The following is an 18,318-nucleotide window of genomic DNA, read 5'->3' on the forward strand; positions in this document are numbered from 1 at the left end:
TTTAAAACATCATTTTATAAATTCTATGTTAAAATAACCAAATATTTTCTTAAGGCTTAAGATGAACAAATTTAGAACTTTTCCACAAATTAACACTCTTATTGAAGATGAGAACTTAAAATCCTATCCTTTTTATATCAAAGCATTTTTTTGTAAAAAAGTTGTCGCAAAACTAAAAGAAAATTTTTCCCAAGATGAAATTTCTAAAAATAAACTACTTTTAGAAATCAAAAAAGAAATCAAAACTTTTTACCGTAAAGACTTACAAAGTGTGATTAATGCAAGCGGAGTCGTTATACACACAAACCTTGGCAGAAGTGTAATCCATGAAGAACTTTATGAAGCGTGTAAAGATATCATTTGTAATTATTCTAATGTAGAGTTTGATTTAGAAAATGGAAAAAGAGGCTCTCGCTATGCTTTGGTGCTAGAAAAACTTAAAATGCTTTTTGAATGCGAAGATGCTTTAGTGGTCAATAACAACGCTGCGGCAGTTTTTTTAGTACTTAATTCTCTTTGTTACAATAAAGAAATCATAAGCTCAAGAGGAGAACTTGTAGAAATTGGTGGCAGTTTTCGCGTGCCTGAAGTAATAAAAGCTGCAGGTGTAAAGCTTTGCGAAGTTGGAACTAGCAACAAAACACACTTAAAAGACTATGAACAAGCTATCAGTGAAAATACCGCTCTAATTTTAAAAACCCACAAGTCTAATTTCGCTCTTATGGGTTTTCACAGTGAAGTAAATATAAAAGATCTACATGAACTAGCAAAAGAAAAAGGGCTTTTGAGTTATTATGATCTAGGTTCTGGCTGGTGTGAAAATTTAAACGAAAAACTGATTAAAAATGAACCTAAAATCAAAAAACTCGTGCAAGAATGTGATATTTTAAGTTTTAGCGGAGATAAACTTTTTGGTAGTGTGCAAGCAGGCATTATACTTGGAAAAAAAGAACTCATAGAAAAGCTTAAACAAAATCAACTTTTAAGAATGCTAAGAGTGGATAAATTAACTCTATCTTTTTTAAACGAAAGCTTAAAAGCTTATTTGCAAAAAGATTATGAAAAAATTATTACCTTAAAACTTTTAAATGATGACTTATCCTTTATAGAAAAAAAAGCTTTAAGAGTGCAAAAAGAATTAATTTTTCAAACCCAGCTTAAAAAAAGCAAAAGTTTAGTAGGAGGAGGTTCTATGCCTGATAAAAGTTTAGATACTTATATACTGACTTTTCAAGGAGATGCTTTAAAACTACAAACTCGATTTAGAAAAGAAAATATCATAGGACGCATTGAAAATGATGAATTTGTTCTTGATTTTAGAACTATACGAGAAAATGAACTTCAAAAACTTATTCTTATAATCAATCAAATGGAAAACTTATGAAATCTGTTATTATAGGAACCGCAGGACATATTGATCATGGAAAAACTTCACTCATTAAAGCTTTAAATGGTTTTGAAGGCGATAGTTTAAAAGAAGAACAAGAAAGACAAATCACCATTAATTTAAGTTTTTCAAATCTTAAATTAAAAGATAAAAACATTTCTTTTATCGATGTTCCAGGACATAAAGATTTGGTTAAAACTATGGTAAGTGGAGCTTTTGGCTTTAGTGTTTGTTTATTTGTCGTAGATATTAACGAAGGTTTAAAAGAACAAAGTTTAGAACATTTAGAAATTTTAAAAATTCTTGATATTAAAAATATCATTTTAGTGCTTAGCAAATGTGATCTTTGTGAAAATATAGAGCAAAAAAGTGTAGAAATTTTAGAAGAGTTAAAAAATTTAGATTATCCCATTTTAAAAGTATTTCACACCAGTATAAAAAATAATCAAGGCATAGAAGAATTAAAAAATTATCTTTATACCATAGAAAACAAAGAAAACGATGAAGAACTGATTTTTCATTATTATATCGATAGAGTTTTTTCTCTAAAAGGCATAGGAACTGTCGTTACAGGCAGTCTTAATGAAGGAAGCATCACTTTAAATGAAAAAATCATCTGTTTAGACACTCAAAAAGAACTCATTGTTAAAAATATACAAAACCACGATACTAATTTAGAGCAAATCAAAGCTTGTAACCGTGTGGCTTTAAGTTTAAATTGTGATTATAAAGAGTTGAAAAAAGGTTATTTGCTAAGTAAAAAAGGTTATTTTAAAGCCTTTAAAGAATGCGATGCTTTAGTTAAAGCAAAAAATTTACAAAATAGCAAAATGATTTTTTGCGTGGGTTCAAGACAAATAGAATGCAAAATAAATATATTAAAAAAACTAGAAAATGATGAATTTTTTGTGCATTTTAGTTTTGATAAAAATGTATTTTTAAGTTTTGATGAGGCTTTTATTTTATTACAAAACAATCGCGTTATAGGCGGTGGTAAGGTTTTAAATCCTTTAAGCGAACCTTTAAAAAAAGAACAAAAAAATAAATTTTTAATGTTTTTGAAAAATAAAGATTTTAAAGCAGCTTTTTCTTTCTTAAAAGACGCACATAAATACGGCTTTGGTTTGCTTTCAAGCTATCAAAGATTTAAACTCTCTCATCAAAAAGCATTGAAATTAGCAAAAGAATTAAATCAAGTATTTGTCGATGAAAAAAATCTTAATGTATATCATTTACAAAGTCTAGAAGAAATTAAAAATTTCATCAAATTTATACTTGAAAAAAATCCTTATGCCATGCTTTCAGCACATTCTTTAGCTTTAAGGATTACTTGGGCAAGTGAAAATTTTTGCGAACTCGGACTTAAAGAAATGTCAAATTTATTGGATTTTCAAAATGGAATTTATTTTAAAAAAGGCATAGATTTTGAAAAACTTCAAGAAAAAAATAATAATCAATTATATGAAATTTTAAAAAAACAAGGTATTAAACCCGAAGCTCCTTATAATCTTTATGATTTTTTAGAACTTGATAGAAAAAGCGGAGATAATATACTCAAAAAACTTACCCAAAAAGGCTTAGTTGTAAGACTTTCACACAATCTTTTTATAGAAAAACAAGCTCTTGAAAAACTTATGCAAGAATGTTTAAATTTATTAAAAAATCAAAGTCTTGATGTGCAAAGTATGAAAGAATATTTCAATCTTTCAAGAAAATATGCTATTGCTTATTTAGAATACTTAGACAAATTTCCTCAAGTAAGTAAAGAAGCTGAAAAAAGATTTTTAACAAACATTTAGAAAATCATTATAGAATTAAACATAATTTATTTAAAGGATTTATAAACTATGAAAAAATTAAGTTTAATTCTTGCCTGTTCAGCATCTTTGTTTGCTGCAAGTAATTCAGAAATTAGTGATTTTTATTCAAAAAGCATTAAAGCACAATTTCCAAATGCTACCGTTAGTGTATCAAATCGTCAAAAGGTTGGTAATACGGGTTTTGAAAGTGTTATTGTAAGCGTTGAATTAAATGGACAAAAACAAGAAAACATTCTTTTTACAAAAGATAGTCTTATTACCCCTGATCTTATCGACTTGAAAACGGGAATTTCTTATGCTCAAGAATATGAAATGAAAAAATTTCAAGAAGCAAGAGAAAATTTTACAAAAAATGCTAAAGCTGTAGCACAAAAAGAAACCATGGTAATAGCTTTGGGAGATAAAAATAAACCTGCAATTTATGTTTTTTCGGATCCTGAATGCCCTTATTGTAGAGAACATTTAGCTCAAATTGATGATGAACTTAAAAACTATCAAGTTAATTATATTTTAACTCCAGTACATGGAAAATCTGCTTTTGAAAAATCCGCTCTAATCTACAAAGAAGCAAAAAAAGCAAAAAATGATAAAGAAAAAATCGCAATTTTAAACAAATACTACGATGCAAATATCAAAAATTATCCAAAAGTAAGTGATGCAGAATTAAAAGAAGTTTTTTCCTTATATGAAAAATATCGCTCATTAGGTCTTAGCGCTACTCCAACTATTATTAAATAAACCTAATGTCTAAATTTGCTTTAATTTTAAGCTTTTTTATAGCACTCTTTATGAGTGCTTGCACCAATGCAACTTTCATACAAAGCTTTATTCAAACAAGCAATGAAGGCATTTTTATCAGATCACAAAAACAACAAAGTTTTAAAATTTCCTTTCAAAATCCTAGCCAACTTCAAACTACTTTGGATAGAGATTTGGCTTTAAAACTTAAAAATTTAGGCTTAAAAGAAGTAAAAGAGAATGCAGATTATGAAATTTTAATCAATCTTGTAGATATGAAAAAGCATTCTTATGCTCAAAAAATTACAACTTCAGCAAGATTTTTTTATGATTTTGATCCTTTGGAAAGCGATGGAGAATGGATGGTGGAAAACTACTATACTATGCAGGTTAATTTACAAATCAACTCTAAAAATCACAATTCTCAAAAAACAAGTCTTCTTGCAAGAACGGCTTATCTTGGAAATAAAGAACGCTGTCAATTATCTTTAGAAAATAAAATTATAAATCAAATAGTGAGTTTTTTTTATTTTTAAGAAAAGACAATCAAGAGTATAAAGACTCTTGATTTTAAGAATTATTAAGCAAAATAAGGTTTAATTTGTTCTACCCAAGCATCAATTCTTGATTCAGTTTGATCTTCTTGATTATCATTGTCAAGAGCAAGTCCAACAAATTTACCATCTACAACCGCATCGCTTGCTTCAAATGTATAACCATCAGTTGAAACTTCTCCTACCAAATTTGCACCTGCATCTTTTAAATTTTGAGCTAATTTACCCATGCCACCACAAAAAGTGTCAGAATAACTTTCACTATCACCCATACCAAATACAGCTACAGTTTTTCCACCAAGACTAAGTCCTGAAAAATCAAAACCATCCCAATCATCTTGTAAATCACCACTTCCCCAAGTTGAAGTTCCACAAATTAATTTATCGTAAGAATTTATTTTAGATGCATCAATATCTGAGATATTAAAAACATCACTAATTCCAAGTTTTGAAGCAATTGTATTAGCCGCTCCTTCTGTATTTCCCATAGCACTACCATAGATTACTGCTACTGACATTATTTTCTCCTTATAATTTGATTTGATATTTTATACGGAACTAATTTTAACATAGTTTTGTTTAAATCACACAAAAAATGTTTTATTTCAATAAAATGTGTGAAATTTTTGTTACGCGGACAAACAATATAAAATTTTTCAAAATTATTTTCTTTTATTAAATCCAATAATCCATGAATTTCATTTTCAATTTTTAAATTATGTATATTAATCTCTTTGCAAAGTGGTAAAATTGCAAATTTCTTATCTATTATAATAAGATCACCATCTTGATCTATATTTTTTCCATTATTTTGAAAAGAAACCTTATCATAAACATAAGAGCTAAATAAAATTTGCACATCAAAACAAATGCCATAAAGATAAATTCTTAAAAGTCTTAAAAGATCGATATTCTTAGATATTTTAGTATTAAAAATTAAGCTTTTTCTTTTTTGAAAGTAGAAAGCGTATGTATTAAGCTTGATATTTATATTTTGAATCTTACCAAATGAAACATGCATTATATCATGTAAAAAATTTCCAAATATCATTTTTAAACTCTTGGTATTTTTTGCATATAAAAGAGGAATTTTTAGAGCGCTATCAACGCTCGCATTATATTGAGTTAAAAAAGTCAACATAAGCTCTTGATTGTTTAAATAGCGATAAATTTGCGGTATAAATTCTCGCTTATCATCAAATCCAAATAACATCTTTAACCTTTATAGCAAGAAATTTCTTTATTAAGATTAAAAATTTTACAATATTCACAATACACACAACTTACACTTCTTTTTGCACAAACTAATGGAATTTTACGCTTTTTAGCTTCACTTTTGATTTTTTTCATAGTATTATGATTTAAAAAGCTTGTTAACATTACTATACATTCTGTATCACAAGGAATCGGCTTGCGATTAACTCTATTTTCATTACGCGCATCCCAGTGTTCTATTTTTTTAGCGCCTAAATCATGTAAAACAGCTCTAATAGGAGTGATTTCATCTGCACCAATAACCAAAACTGACATAAATTCTCCTTTGTGATTTTTAAAATATATTTTGATAATTATTATTATAATATAAAAAAACTAAATTTATTTTGAAATTTATTATTAATAAAATGCAATTATTCAGTTAATTTTAATTTTTAATAGATATAATTTACTAATTAATAAATTTTATTATTTAGGAGAAAACAATGAAAAAATTGACTAACGATTTTGGAAACATTATAGCCGATAACCAAAATTCATTAAGCGCAGGCGCAAAAGGACCTTTACTTATGCAAGATTATCTTTTACTTGAAAAACTTGCTCATCAAAATAGAGAAAGAATTCCAGAAAGAACCGTTCATGCTAAGGGAAGTGGAGCTTATGGCGAAATAAAAATTACGGCAGACTTAAGTGCTTATACCAAAGCTAAAATTTTTCAAAAAGGCGAAGTTACTCCATTATTTTTACGCTTTTCAACAGTAGCAGGTGAAGCAGGTGCAGCAGATGCTGAACGCGATGTGAGAGGTTTTGCTATTAAATTTTACACCAAAGAAGGAAACTGGGACTTGGTAGGAAATAACACTCCGACATTCTTCATCCGTGATGCTTATAAATTCCCTGATTTCATCCATACTCAAAAAAGAGATCCAAGAACACATTTAAGAAGCAATAATGCTGCTTGGGATTTTTGGAGTTTATGTCCTGAAAGCTTACATCAAGTAACCATTCTTATGAGTGATAGAGGAATTCCTGCAAGTTATCGTCATATGCATGGATTTGGAAGCCATACTTATAGTTTTATTAATGATAAAAATGAAAGATTTTGGGTGAAATTCCATTTTAAAACACAACAAGGGATTAAAAATCTTACCAACCAAGAAGCTGCCGAGCTTATAGCAAAGGATAGGGAAAGTCATCAAAGAGATCTCTATAATGCTATAGAAAATAAAGATTTTCCAAAATGGAAAGTTCAAGTTCAAATTCTTGCTGAAAAAGATATAGAAAAGCTTGGATTTAATCCTTTTGATTTAACAAAAATTTGGCCTCATAGTCTTGTACCTTTGATGGATATAGGCGAAATGATTCTAAACAAAAATCCTCAAAATTATTTTAATGAAGTTGAACAAGCTGCCTTTAGTCCAAGCAATATCGTTCCTGGAATTGGCTTTAGCCCTGATAAAATGTTGCAAGCTAGAATTTTTTCATATCCTGATGCACAAAGATATAGAATAGGAACTAATTATCATCTTTTACCAGTAAATCGTGCAAAAAGCGAAGTGAATACTTACAATGTCGCTGGTGCTATGAATTTTGATAATTATAAAAATGATGCTGCTTATTATGAACCAAACAGCTATGATAACAGCCCAAAAGAAGATAAAAGCTATCTTGAACCTGATTTAGTCTTAGAAGGCGTGGCACAAAGATATGCTCCACTAGATAATGACTTTTATACTCAACCAAGAGCTTTATTTAATCTTATGAATGATGATCAAAAAACTCAACTTTTTCATAATATTGCTGCTTCTATGGAAGGAGTTGATGAAAAAATTATCACTAGAGCTTTAGAACATTTTGAAAAAATTACACCTGATTATGCAAAAGGAATTAAGAAAGCTTTAGAAAAATAATTTTTACTTGCCACTTTTGGTGGCAAACTAAAGATTATAATAATTAAGGAAAAACAATGACAACTCTTAGTTTAGAAGAAGAAAAAAGATTTGAAGAGCTTTGCAAAATGGCTTTTAATTTTGCAAGAAATAATGAATGTGAAAATCTTAAAATCATGATAGAAGCGGGTTTAAATGTAAATTTAAAAACTCATAAAGGCGATAGCTTACTTATGCTTGCAGCTTATAATAATTCTTATGAAAGCGCTAAAATGCTTTTAGAAAAAGGTGCAAAAGTAGATGAAAAAAATGATCGTGGACAAACCCCATTAGCAGGAGTTTGTTTTAAAGGATACTTACCTATGTGTGAACTTTTAGTTAAGTATGGAGCAAATATTGATGAAAATAATGGTTTAGGAATGACACCTTATACTTTTGCTATTATGTTTGGACGCAAAGATGTGGCAGAATTTTTACTCAAAAAATCTAAAAATAATTTTTTAAAGAAAATGAGCCTAAAAATACTAAAATTTATCAAAAAATTTTAGTTATTTTTTAAATTTCTTCAGATACCTATAAACACTAGGTTCTGAAATTTTTAAAAATTTTGCTACGATAGGAACCGCTCCTTTTATATTAAAAATACCTTTTTCATATAGCTTTTCAGCAATTTCTTCTTTTTGAGTAATACTTAATTGATAATCAGAATTTAAATAACTAGAATCTACACTTTGAACTAAAATATCCTCTATCGAGTGACTTAATGTTTCTATGCTTGAATCATTTTGAGAAAAACTAATATTTCCTAAAATATCACCCATATCTCCAATTTTTTCTAAATCAATCATCTTGCATATTAAATCTCTCATAATGCTAGTATCATGATTGATACACAAAATACCTACTAATTTATCATGATTTTTAATAAAAAAAGTAGATCCTCTAATTAATTTTGATTTTCCAACAAGAGCCTTATAATCACATAAAAAATCTTTTTCTAAATATTTTTTATTTTGCATAAGCTCACTTGCAAAAGCAGTCAAGGGGGAATCTAAACTTCTCCCACTAATGTGATTATTAGCAATTGCCGCAATATAAGCTCCATCTTCAGTAATTACATGAAATACTATCTCATATTGCTCACCTAGAACTTCTCCTAAAAAATATGTCAACTTTATAAATTGTTGTTTTTGTCCCTCATCCATAAAACCGCCTTCAATAAAAATTAATATAATATTAAATTCTACTCTTTGTACTTTAAAACATTTCTTAAAAAATAAAATTTTATTATTATAATAATAAACTATTGACAAGTTATTATTGTAGTGATAAAATTCACTCTGCTTAATCTATATTTAACAAAGGAGAATTCATGTCAAACTATCCAAAAGCTATTGGTCCATACTCAGCTTACAGAGAAGCAAATGGACTTTTATTTATATCAGGACAACTTCCTATCAACCCTGCTTCAGGAGAAATAGAAAGCTCTGATATCAAAGAACAAACCAAACAATCTTTGAAAAATATCGGTGCTATTTTAGAAGAAAATGGTATCAGTTATGATAAAGTGATTAAAACCACTTGCTTTTTAGCTGATATTAATGATTTTATAGCATTTAATGAAATTTATGCTGAATTTTTTAAAGATCCTTATCCAGCAAGAAGTGCTTTTGCGGTAAAAGATCTGCCAAAAAAAGCTAAAGTAGAGATAGAGATTATCGCTCAAAAAGGCTAAAATATGCTAGGTATTGTTTTATCTCTATTTAGCATTTTTTTACTTGTTTTTATGCTTTATAAAAAAATCAATGCTCACATGGCATTGTTTTTAAGTGGTTTACTTTTACTTTCCTTAGCTGCTATTTTTGGACTTTCTCCACACATTGTCGCTAAAGGTTCTTTAAATTTAGGTTTTTTTGATATTTTTCAAGTTTTTAATCAAACCATGTCAAGTACATTAGCAGGGCTTGGACTTACACTTATGACTATAGCAGGTTTTTCCGCTTATATGGATCATGTAGGGGCTTCTTATGCACTTTTTAAAGTTTTTGAAAAACCTTTAAAAGCTGTAAAATCTCCTTATGTTTTACTCATAGTTGCTTATTTTATCGTGCAATTTTTAGTTCTTTTTATCCCTTCTCACGCAGGCTTGGCACTTTTACTTATGGTTACTATGTATCCTATACTTGTACGCTCTGGTGTTTCAAAGCTTTCTGCCTTAAGCGTGATTGCTATTTGTCAATATATCGATCATGGACCTGGGAGTGGAAATGTGATCATGGCGTCAAAAGTAGCTGAAGTTGATCCTGCAATTTATTTTGTTCATTATCAACTCCCTACGACTTTACCTATCATTATAGCTGTAGGTATTGCAATATATCTTTGCAATAAATTTTTTGACAAAAAAGATAATTTTGTCTTCAATGCACAAGAAATTGAAAAAGAACTAAATGAAAATGAAGGTAAAGAAAAAGAACTTAAAAAACCTCCTAGAATTTATGCGATTTTACCTATAATTCCTTTGGTTTTAATCCTAGGATTTAGTTCCGTGCTTGATAGCATCTTGGTTTTAATGGGAATAAGTAGCGCTGAAGAAGTTAAAGCAGCTGCTAGTACTGCCATTAAAATGAATGTTCCAGTAGCAATGGTGATTTCAACTTTTGTGGCTATTATTTTTGAAATGATACGCTATAAAAGCATAGTAGAAACTCTTAATTCTATTATGATTTTCTTTAAAGGAATGGGACATTTATTTGTTATCACAGTTTCACTTATCGTTTGTGGTCAAGTATTTGCAAGTGGTCTTTTATCTGTAGGTTTTGTAGATACTTTAATAGAATTTTGCAAAAATGCAGGATTTGGAGTTTTGGCTATTATTATCGCCGTTTCAATCTTACTTGCAGTTTGTGCTTTCTTAATGGGTTCAGGAAATGCAGCATTTTTTAGCTTTGCTCCACTTATCCCAAATATAGCAAAACACTTTGGAGTTGAAACTATCACCATGATAGCACCAATTCAAATTATGACGGGCTTTGGAAGATGTGTTAGTCCTATTGCACCAGCGATTTTAGCTATCTCAGCCATTGCAAAAGTAAGTCCTTTTGCCGTGGTTAAAAGAACAGCTATTCCTATGCTTGTAGCGGCTATTGTAAATGTTATTATGACTTATATTTATCTTTAAAAAGGAGAAAAAATGAACTCAAAAACTAAACTTATTCATTGTGGCAGAGGTGATCAAGGCGCTGAAGTAAGATCAGTTAATCCTACACTTATGCGTGCATCAACCATACTTTTTAAAGATCACGCAACTTGGCAAAAATACAGAGAATTAAGAAAAACAGATCGTGTTTTAAGTTATGGAGCTAGAGGAACAACAACCAATTTTGAACTTGAAAAACTTATTTGCACTCTAGAGGGTGGCTATAGAGCACAACTTTTCCCAACAGGACTTGCAGCATTAGCTATGGTGCTTTTAAACTATGCAAGCAAAGATGCACATTTTTTAATTACTGATGCAATTTATGGGCCTGTAAGAACGATTTGCGAATTATTTTTAGAAAAAATGGGTGTTGAAATTGATTTTTTAAAAGCTGATGCAAGTGATGTAGAAGAAAAAATCAAACCTAATACCAAGCTTATCTTATGTGAAAGTCCAGGTTCTATACTTTATGAAATCATAGATTTACCAAAACTTTGCAAAATTGCCCATGCGCATAATATCCCTGTAGCCATTGATAATACTTATTCTAGTGGATATTTTCTAAATCCTTTAGAACTTGGGGTGGATATTTCAGTTATCGCCGCTACAAAATATCTTAGCGGACACTCTGATGTAACCATGGGTATAGTAGTAATCAACGAAAAAGAATGGAAAAATTTTGACAAACTTCCAGAAGCTTTAGGCTTTACAACAAGCCCTGATGATGCTTACTTAGTACTTCGTGGTATGAGAACACTAGATGTGAGAATGAAAGCTCATGAAAAAAGTGCTGATGAAATTGTAGAGTTTTTACAAAGCAGAAAAGAAATTAAAACAATTTTCTATCCAAAACTCAAATCCCACCCAAATCATAAAATTTTCATGCGTGATCATAAAGGTGCAAATGGTATGATTACCATAGAATTTGCAGAAGGTTATAACAAAGATGATGCTATTAAATTTGTAGATAAACTAGAATACTTTTCAATTGGTGCTAGCTGGGGTGGATATGAAAGCTTGGCCACCGTAACTACTCCACCTAGAACTGCAACAAATTGGAATGCAAGAGGGCCATTTGTAAGATTTCATATAGGTCTTGAAGATACTAAAGATTTAATTGCTGATTTAACACAAGCTTTTGATAGTATTAAAAAATAAGGAGATAAGATGACAGGAATTAGCGTATTTGATCATAGATTACTAGCAGACTCATGGAGCACGCAGGAAATGCGTGCTATTTTTTGCGAACAAAACCGCATACAAAAATGGCTCGATGTTGAAGCAGCTTTAGCAAAAGCACAAGCAAAACTTAAAATTATCCCTAAAAAAGCAGCTGATGAGATCGCAAAAAAAGCTCATTATAAATTTATGGATATGGATTTTATCTTTGCTGAATTTAAAAAGACCAAACACCCTTTAGTTCCTACTGTAAGAGGATTAGAAAAAGCTTGCGATAATAATTTAGGCGAATATGTACATTTTGGAGTAACCACTCAAGATATCATCGATACAGGACTGGTTTTACAATTTAAAGAAGCAATGACTCTTATAAAAAGCGAATTAAAAGCTATCGCAAAAGCCTTAGCAAAACTAGCTAAAACCCATAAAAACACTGCTATGATGGGAAGAACTTTAGCACTTCAGGCTTTGCCTATTACTTTTGGACATAAAGTGGCTATTTGGTTAAGCGAACTTGAGCGTCATTTTGAAAGAATACTTGAGCTTGAAAAAAGACTTTATGTAGGCAGTATAGTAGGCGCTGTAGGAACTAAAGCAAGTTTAAGTGATGAGTGCAATGAGGTAGAAAAACTCACTTTAGAAAATTTAGGACTTGATGTGCCTAATATTTCTTGGCAGAGCGCACGTGATCGCTTTATAGAACTTGGTTTTGTGTTAGGTAATATCAATGCAACCTTTAACAAAATCGCTCATGAAATTTTAATCCTTTCACATAATGAAATTGATGAAGTTGCTGAACCTTTTGGCAAAGGACAAGTAGGATCAAGCACTATGCCACACAAAAGAAATCCTGCAGTAAGCGAAAATGCGGTTACAGTAAGCAATGCCTTTAAAGCAAATTTAGCCATTTTAAGCGATATTGAAAGACATGAACATGAAAGAGATGGTCAAGTTTGGAAAATGGAATGGAAGCTTTTACCTGAAATGTTTTTAATGCTTTCTGTGGTTTTAGCAAATATGAAATTCGCTCTTAGCGATTTAGAAGTAAAAAAAGATAAAATGCTTAAAAATTTAAATACTCTTAATGGTTTTGTTTTAGCAGAGCGTGTTATGTTTGCATTAAGCGATCATTATGGAAAACAACATGCCCATGAAATTGTTTATGAAAATGCTATGCTAGGTATCGAAAAACAAAAAACCTTTAAAGAAGTTTTACTTGCAGATAAAAGAGTATCTAAGGTATTGAAAGAAAAAGAAATCGATGCTTTACTTGATGCAACAACCTATGTAGGATATGCACCAAAACTTGTAGATGAATTTTTGGCAAAAATCAAAAATAGCGCTATCTTAAAATAGGAAAAATCATGTTCTATAGTGAAATTTTAGCGGATTTTATTTTCAATCTTAAATATGAAAATATCCCTAATACAGTTGTTCAAAGAGCTAAAGAGCTTATGCTTGATAGCCTTGGAACAGCTATAGCAGCAAGCAAAGAAGAATGTGTTTTAAATGCTTTTAAAACTTTTGAAAATTTAAGCACAGAAAAAAATACTCCTATTTGGGTAAATGATCAAAAATTAGATCCTATATACGCAGCCATGCTAGATGGCATTGCTTCTCATGCGTTAGATTTTGACGATACGCATACAGAAGCGATTTTGCATGCAAGTGCGATTTTAACTCCGCTTTGTTTAAGTTATGGTTTTCATGTCAGCAAAGATGCAAAAAAAATCATCAAAGCTTTTATAATAGGCTGGGAAATTGCAGCTAGAGTAGGCATTGCAAGCAAAGGTACTTTTCATAAGCGTGGTTTTCATACTACTGCTATTGCAGGAATTTTTGGAAGTGTGAGTGCAAGTGCAATCTTGCTAGATCTTAACAAAGAACAAATCATCAATGCTTTAGGACTTGCAGGAAGTTTTGCAAGTGGGATTAATGAGTTTTTATCCAATGGATCTAATTCAAAAGTTTTACATATTGCCAATGCTATTAAAAACGGCATTATGGTAGCTCATTTTGCTAAAAACAATATGAGTGGACCTTTGAGTATTTTTGAAGGTAGAGACAATATCTTTAAATGTTTTGGTATAGAAGAAGAATGCGATAAAACAGAACTTAGCAAAGCCTTAGGTGAAATTTGGCAAACCATGCAAGTTTCAATCAAGCCTTATCCAAGTTGTCATTTTGCTCATGGGCTTATTGATTGTGCTATTGCTTTAAAAAATAATGGTTTAAAAGCTGATGAAATTAAAAGTATTCATTGCTTTGTAGATGAAGTTCCTATTTCTTTTATCTGTGATCCTTTGGAAGCAAAATATACTCCAAATAGTGCTTATGAAGCTAAATTTTCCATGCCTTTTTTAATGGCTCTAGGATTCTTTGATGGTAAAATCACTCTTGAATCTTATGAAAATTTAAAGCGTAAAGAAGTACTAGAATTTGCTAAAAAAATCAGTTATGAAAAAAGAAAATCTCAAGGCTTTCCAAAATATTTTCCAGGGCATTTAGAAGCCAGTTTGCAAGATGGACGCACAATCCAAAAAGATGTTTTTATCAATAAAGGTAATTTTGATAATCCACTAAGTTTTGAAGAATTAAAAGCTAAATTTTTAGCCAATGCACAAATTTACCTTGATAATGCTAAAGCTAACAAAATTCTAGATCAAATCATCAATCTAGAAAATTTAAACCACTTTTCTTTTTAAATATTTATCCTTCTTTTTACAAGAAGGATAATTTCATTACACTTTTTTATTATAATATTTATTATTAATTTAGGAATTACAATGACTTTAAACGAGTTAAAAGATGGACAAAAGGCTATTATTGTCAATTTAAACGCTCACAAAGAACTCAAAAATAGACTTTTAAGCTTTGGATTTATTAAAAATAAAAACTTGAAAAAAATTCACTCCTCTTTAAAAAATGCCACCATAATGGTAGAACTTGATACAAGTTGTGTTATCCTAAGATCTGATGAAGCTAAAACCATAGAAGTGAATCTTATATGAAAAAAATCAAGATAGCCCTTGTAGGTCAGCCTAATGTAGGCAAAAGTCTTCTTATTAATGCGCTTTGCAAAGCCAATATGAAAGTAGGAAATTTTAGCGGAGTTACTATAGAAAAAGCAAGTGCAAAAACTTTTTACAAAAACTATGAATTTGAAGTCATTGATTTGCCAGGAACTTATTCTTTGGATGGATATAGCGAAGAAGAAAAAATCACACGTCATTTTTTAAATCAAAATGACTATGATGTTATTGTTAATGTTTTAGATGCCACCAATTTAGAACGTAATCTTATCCTTAGTGCAGAACTTTTAAGCCTTAATAAAAAAATGCTTTTAGCTTTAAATATGTGCGATGAAGCCAAAAAAGAAGGTATAGAGCTTGACACTTTTGTTTTAAGCCAAGAATTTCAAAGTCAAGTTGTTGAAATTTCAGCAAAAACAAAAGAAAATTTAGAACTTTTGCTGCAAAAAATTATTATTTTATTTGAAAGTAAATTTATTCCAAGATCTCAATTTTACACTCCGCTTTGCGAAAAAAGTCCAGAAAAAGAAGATTTATTATATTTTATTAATGAACTTTCAAAAAAAATTATTACACACAAAAAAGAAGAAAGAAATTTAACCAAAAAAATCGATGCCTTACTTATCCATAAATTCTTTGGCTTACCTATATTTTTATTTTTAATGTGGCTTTTATTTCAACTCACCTTTAGCTTAGGACAAATTCCTATGGATTATATAGAATCAGGCTTTAATGCCTTAGGTGAATTTGTTAAAAACAATATTTCTAATACCTTTATCGCTTCAGCTTTGGCTGATGGGATTATCGCAGGTGTTGGTGCTGTGATACTTTTTTTACCTAATATAATGATTTTATTTTTAGGCATAGCTCTTTTAGAAACCACAGGCTATATGTCAAGAGTAGCTTTTTTACTTGATGGGATTTTACATAAATTTGGTTTGCATGGTAAAAGTTTTATTCCACTAATCACTGGCTTTGGTTGTTCGGTACCTGCTTTTATGGCTACACGCACTCTTAAGAACAAAAGAGATAGGCTTTTAACTCTTTTTGTGATCAATTTTATGAGTTGCGGGGCAAGACTTCCTGTATATGTGCTTTTTATCGGTGCTTTTTTTCCAAGTGAAAAAGCAGGAAATTATCTTTTTGGAATTTATATTTTAGGTGCGATTTTAGGACTTTGTGCTGCAAAATTTTTAAGAATGACAGCATTTCGTGGACTTGATGAACCTTTTGTTATGGAAATGCCAAAATATCGTATGCCAAATTGGCATTTAGTTTGGTTTATGGTTTATAATAAAGCCAAAATGTATCTTAAAAAAGCAGGAACTTTCATACTTTTGGCCTCTTTGCTCATATGGTTTGCTAGCAATTTTCCAAAAAGTGAAGAAAATTTAAATGATTTTAATGCTCAAGAAAGAGCTATAGAACAAAGTTATTTAGGACAATTTGGCAAAGGCATAGAACCTATTTTTAAACCCCTTGAGTTAGATTGGAAATTAAGCGTATCTTTAATCAGTGGTTTGGCTGCTAAAGAAGTGATGATCTCAACTATGGGCGTGCTTTATTCACTAGGAAAAGATGTAGATGAAACAAATAATGATTTAAAAGGAATTATCGCTAAAAACATACCTATACCAAGTGCAGTGGCTTTTATTTTATTTGTAATGATTTATAATCCCTGCTTTGCAGCAACTATAGTTTTTTCAAAAGAAAGTGGAAAGCTAAAATACACTCTCTTTCTCTTTCTTTTTACCTGCACAAGTGCTTATATAGTAGCTTTTATAGGGCTTCATATTGCTAAAATTTTATTAAATTAACTTGCTTTTAATGATGAAATTTTAGTAATATTATCTTCAAAAGCTTTTAAAATACTATAAGCAATACCTTCAAAATCAAGCCCACCGCAAAGATAGATTAAAGTCATACGAAAAGATTTACTCACATCAAGCTTTGGTTTTTCAGCGTTTATATTTAACTTAAAATCATAAGGACTTGCATGTTTAAAAGCGTAATTTTTTGCCACAATTAAAAAATCATTCTTATCTTTTAAAAACTCGCCTTTAACTAAAATAAAGCTTATCTCAAGATATTTCCAAAAATCTTTTGAAGGCATGGAATTTTCATCAAAATTTTGTTCTATAAAAGTATAGTTTTTCTCAAAAGATTTTTTATAATTTTCTACAAGTAAAGCACCTAATTTATTTTTAGCTATATTTTGTAAAATAAGTTTTATATTGCTTTCAAATTCAAAATCTATTTGTTCTAAAATTTTAATTTGCTCTTCTAGAAAAAATTCTTGTTTTAACTCTTCATTGCAAAGTTTAGCGTAAGAAAAAATATTTGCCATAGGTTTTTCATAACTCCCAAACTCATCCCAAAAATTTTTCTCACTACAGGCTATACAACCATGTCCTGCAGCCACTGGCCAAGAAGTTTTAGCATTAAATTTCACTTTAGGACAGTTGTTGTAAGTATAAGGTCCTTTACAACCTATCTTAAATAAACAAGCTCCATTCTTTGCAGCCTCATCGTCAAAATGTTCAGCAAAAATCCCACTTTCAAATTTCGCCTTTCTTTCACACATATCATGCAAACATTTACCATAAGCCCACACAGGACGATTTTGCTCATCAAGTTCAGGCAAAACTCCAAATAAAGCAAAAAAACTTAAAGTCGCAATGATATTTATATCACTTGGGGGACAACCTGGGATATTTACTACTTTTTGACTTAAGACTTCACTAATACCACAGGTTTTACTAGGATTTGGATAAGCAGCCTGAATACCACCATAACTTGAACAAGTACCCACTGCAAAAATAGCCTTGGCTTTAGCAGCTAATTTTTCTAAAATTTCATAGCCACTCTCTCCTTGTGCTCCTATAGTAAGAAAAAAGGTATCAATGGCTGCAACACCACCTTCAACCGCTAAAATAAAATCTTCTTCTAAAACATGCTCTAAAAGCTCTTCAGCCTTAGTGCCATTTGCTGCCATTAAAGTTTCATGATATTCTAAAGAAAAAAAATCAAAAATAAGCTCATCAAAACTTGGCAACTCAGAACGCAACAAACTCTCACTACACCCAGTACATTCACAAAGATGAAGCCATACTAACTTTGTTTTAGGTGCGATTTGAAAAAATCTTTGAGCAAGAGCTGGAATTTCATTGCCTAAAGATAAATGCCTAGCAAGAATTTTTACACTTTCTTCATTAATAACCTTATCCACTTTTAAAGTAGAATTTTCAAGTTTTTTAATGCGATCTTCAAGTATATTTTTTAATTCTTCATTGCTAAGCTTTGCCATT

The 18,318-nt window shown here is 30.1% G+C and carries 18 protein-coding genes; 13 read left to right on the forward strand and 5 right to left on the reverse strand.

The genetic code is table 11. The features are described from left to right. Nucleotides 1-61 precede the first annotated feature (61 nt). From selA to AJ936_RS05630, 4 genes are read left to right on the forward strand one after another with little or no spacing between them, the layout of a single operon-like run. Nucleotides 62-1,384: an L-seryl-tRNA(Sec) selenium transferase gene (gene selA / locus AJ936_RS05615; RefSeq protein ID WP_070274171.1), complete on the forward strand. Its 1,323-nt coding sequence runs from the start codon at nt 62-64 to the stop codon at nt 1,382-1,384. Next, a complete protein-coding gene (selB, locus tag AJ936_RS05620) occupies nt 1,381-3,186 on the forward strand; it encodes a selenocysteine-specific translation elongation factor (RefSeq protein WP_002893949.1) in 1,806 nt (601 codons plus the stop codon). The genes selA and selB overlap by 4 nt, the downstream gene beginning before the upstream one ends. 48 nt (nt 3,187-3,234) lie before the next feature. Next, nucleotides 3,235-3,945: a thioredoxin fold domain-containing protein gene (locus AJ936_RS05625; protein ID WP_002855861.1), complete on the forward strand. Its 711-nt coding sequence runs from the start codon at nt 3,235-3,237 to the stop codon at nt 3,943-3,945. A 5-nt stretch (nt 3,946-3,950) separates the two neighbouring features. Then, a complete protein-coding gene (locus AJ936_RS05630; RefSeq protein ID WP_002930951.1) occupies nt 3,951-4,481 on the forward strand; it encodes a hypothetical protein in 531 nt (176 codons plus the stop codon). Nucleotides 4,482-4,525: 44 nt separating this feature from the next. On the opposite strand, the gene fldA is transcribed toward AJ936_RS05630, so the two are convergent. The 3 genes from fldA to AJ936_RS05645 are packed head-to-tail and all read right to left on the reverse strand — an operon-like array spanning nt 4,526 to nt 6,029. Next, the gene (gene fldA, locus AJ936_RS05635) at nt 4,526-5,017 is read right to left on the reverse strand and encodes a flavodoxin FldA (protein WP_002871975.1); all 492 of its coding nucleotides are present in this window, start codon (nt 5,015-5,017) and stop codon (nt 4,526-4,528) included. Continuing rightward, nucleotides 5,017-5,712, reverse strand: coding sequence for a hypothetical protein (locus AJ936_RS05640; RefSeq protein WP_070274172.1), 696 nt, complete (start codon nt 5,710-5,712; stop codon nt 5,017-5,019). The genes fldA and AJ936_RS05640 overlap by 1 nt, the downstream gene beginning before the upstream one ends. Nucleotides 5,713-5,714: 2 nt before the next feature. Next, nucleotides 5,715-6,029 (reverse strand): DUF2325 domain-containing protein, encoded by a 315-nt coding sequence (locus AJ936_RS05645; protein ID WP_070274173.1) that lies wholly within the window; start codon nt 6,027-6,029, stop codon nt 5,715-5,717. A gap of 170 nt (nt 6,030-6,199) precedes the next feature. Between AJ936_RS05645 and AJ936_RS05650 the strand changes: the two genes are divergently transcribed. Both AJ936_RS05650 and AJ936_RS05655 read left to right on the forward strand, forming a co-directional pair. After that, complete coding sequence (locus AJ936_RS05650) at nt 6,200-7,624, forward strand: catalase (RefSeq protein WP_070274174.1); 1,425 nt, start codon at nt 6,200-6,202, stop codon at nt 7,622-7,624. 56 nt (nt 7,625-7,680) lie between these two features. Further along, nucleotides 7,681-8,151 carry a Cj1386 family hemin-binding protein gene (locus tag AJ936_RS05655; RefSeq protein WP_002862058.1) on the forward strand — a complete coding sequence of 157 codons (471 nt, stop codon included), beginning with the start codon at nt 7,681-7,683 and terminating at the stop codon, nt 8,149-8,151. On the opposite strand, the gene AJ936_RS05660 is transcribed toward AJ936_RS05655, so the two are convergent. Continuing rightward, a complete protein-coding gene (locus tag AJ936_RS05660; protein WP_002859670.1) occupies nt 8,152-8,808 on the reverse strand; it encodes a transcriptional regulator in 657 nt (218 codons plus the stop codon). Nucleotides 8,809-8,975: 167 nt separating this feature from the next. Here AJ936_RS05660 and AJ936_RS05665 point away from each other — a divergent pair, with 167 nt between their 5' ends. The 7 genes from AJ936_RS05665 to feoB all read left to right on the forward strand — a co-directional run bounded on the left by AJ936_RS05665 (nt 8,976) and on the right by feoB (nt 16,827). After that, on the forward strand, nt 8,976-9,338 hold the full coding sequence (locus AJ936_RS05665) for a RidA family protein (protein WP_002870619.1): 363 nt from the start codon (nt 8,976-8,978) through the stop codon (nt 9,336-9,338). Nucleotides 9,339-9,341: 3 nt separating this feature from the next. Then, nucleotides 9,342-10,781, forward strand: a complete 1,440-nt coding sequence (gene dcuC / locus AJ936_RS05670; RefSeq protein WP_070274175.1) for a C4-dicarboxylate transporter DcuC — start codon at nt 9,342-9,344, stop codon at nt 10,779-10,781. A gap of 12 nt (nt 10,782-10,793) precedes the next feature. Then, the gene (locus tag AJ936_RS05675) at nt 10,794-11,957 is read left to right on the forward strand and encodes a PLP-dependent aspartate aminotransferase family protein (protein WP_070274176.1); all 1,164 of its coding nucleotides are present in this window, start codon (nt 10,794-10,796) and stop codon (nt 11,955-11,957) included. 9 nt (nt 11,958-11,966) lie between these two features. Continuing rightward, on the forward strand, nt 11,967-13,334 hold the full coding sequence (gene purB, locus AJ936_RS05680; protein ID WP_070209806.1) for an adenylosuccinate lyase: 1,368 nt from the start codon (nt 11,967-11,969) through the stop codon (nt 13,332-13,334). 8 nt (nt 13,335-13,342) lie between these two features. Continuing rightward, entirely contained in the window at nt 13,343-14,683 is a 1,341-nt protein-coding gene (locus tag AJ936_RS05685; RefSeq protein WP_070274177.1) for an MmgE/PrpD family protein, read from the forward strand. Between the two features lie 81 nt (nt 14,684-14,764). Then, a complete protein-coding gene (locus AJ936_RS05690) occupies nt 14,765-14,989 on the forward strand; it encodes a ferrous iron transport protein A (protein WP_002779147.1) in 225 nt (74 codons plus the stop codon). After that, a complete protein-coding gene (gene feoB / locus AJ936_RS05695; protein ID WP_044778873.1) occupies nt 14,986-16,827 on the forward strand; it encodes a ferrous iron transport protein B in 1,842 nt (613 codons plus the stop codon). Before AJ936_RS05690 ends, feoB begins: the two co-directional genes overlap by 4 nt. Here feoB and AJ936_RS05700 read toward each other — a convergent pair. After that, nucleotides 16,824-18,317, reverse strand: a complete 1,494-nt coding sequence (locus tag AJ936_RS05700) for a hydrogenase small subunit (protein ID WP_070274178.1) — start codon at nt 18,315-18,317, stop codon at nt 16,824-16,826. The two genes, feoB and AJ936_RS05700, sit on opposite strands and share 4 nt — an antisense overlap. Nucleotide 18,318 lies beyond the last annotated feature (1 nt).

Source organism: Campylobacter sp. BCW_6877, assembly GCF_001762445.1.
Lineage (GTDB): Bacteria > Campylobacterota > Campylobacteria > Campylobacterales > Campylobacteraceae > Campylobacter_D > Campylobacter_D jejuni.

Excerpts from the sequence above, each read along its gene's own strand:
- AJ936_RS05665 (WP_002870619.1), top strand. The coding sequence starts at position 8,976 with ATGTCAAACTATCCAAAAGCTATTGGTCCATACTCAGCTTACAGAGAA.
- dcuC (WP_070274175.1), top strand. The coding sequence starts at position 9,342 with ATGCTAGGTATTGTTTTATCTCTATTTAGCATTTTTTTACTTGTTTTT.
- AJ936_RS05625 (WP_002855861.1), top strand. The coding sequence starts at position 3,235 with ATGAAAAAATTAAGTTTAATTCTTGCCTGTTCAGCATCTTTGTTTGCT.
- AJ936_RS05660 (WP_002859670.1), bottom strand. The coding sequence starts at position 8,808 with ATGGATGAGGGACAAAAACAACAATTTATAAAGTTGACATATTTTTTA.
- feoB (WP_044778873.1), top strand. The coding sequence starts at position 14,986 with ATGAAAAAAATCAAGATAGCCCTTGTAGGTCAGCCTAATGTAGGCAAA.
- fldA (WP_002871975.1), bottom strand. The coding sequence starts at position 5,017 with ATGTCAGTAGCAGTAATCTATGGTAGTGCTATGGGAAATACAGAAGGA.
- AJ936_RS05675 (WP_070274176.1), top strand. The coding sequence starts at position 10,794 with ATGAACTCAAAAACTAAACTTATTCATTGTGGCAGAGGTGATCAAGGC.
- AJ936_RS05630 (WP_002930951.1), top strand. The coding sequence starts at position 3,951 with ATGTCTAAATTTGCTTTAATTTTAAGCTTTTTTATAGCACTCTTTATG.
- AJ936_RS05685 (WP_070274177.1), top strand. The coding sequence starts at position 13,343 with ATGTTCTATAGTGAAATTTTAGCGGATTTTATTTTCAATCTTAAATAT.
- purB (WP_070209806.1), top strand. The coding sequence starts at position 11,967 with ATGACAGGAATTAGCGTATTTGATCATAGATTACTAGCAGACTCATGG.
- AJ936_RS05650 (WP_070274174.1), top strand. The coding sequence starts at position 6,200 with ATGAAAAAATTGACTAACGATTTTGGAAACATTATAGCCGATAACCAA.
- AJ936_RS05700 (WP_070274178.1), bottom strand. The coding sequence starts at position 18,317 with ATGGCAAAGCTTAGCAATGAAGAATTAAAAAATATACTTGAAGATCGC.
- AJ936_RS05690 (WP_002779147.1), top strand. The coding sequence starts at position 14,765 with ATGACTTTAAACGAGTTAAAAGATGGACAAAAGGCTATTATTGTCAAT.
- AJ936_RS05640 (WP_070274172.1), bottom strand. The coding sequence starts at position 5,712 with ATGTTATTTGGATTTGATGATAAGCGAGAATTTATACCGCAAATTTAT.
- selA (WP_070274171.1), top strand. The coding sequence starts at position 62 with ATGAACAAATTTAGAACTTTTCCACAAATTAACACTCTTATTGAAGAT.
- AJ936_RS05655 (WP_002862058.1), top strand. The coding sequence starts at position 7,681 with ATGACAACTCTTAGTTTAGAAGAAGAAAAAAGATTTGAAGAGCTTTGC.
- AJ936_RS05645 (WP_070274173.1), bottom strand. The coding sequence starts at position 6,029 with ATGTCAGTTTTGGTTATTGGTGCAGATGAAATCACTCCTATTAGAGCT.
- selB (WP_002893949.1), top strand. The coding sequence starts at position 1,381 with ATGAAATCTGTTATTATAGGAACCGCAGGACATATTGATCATGGAAAA.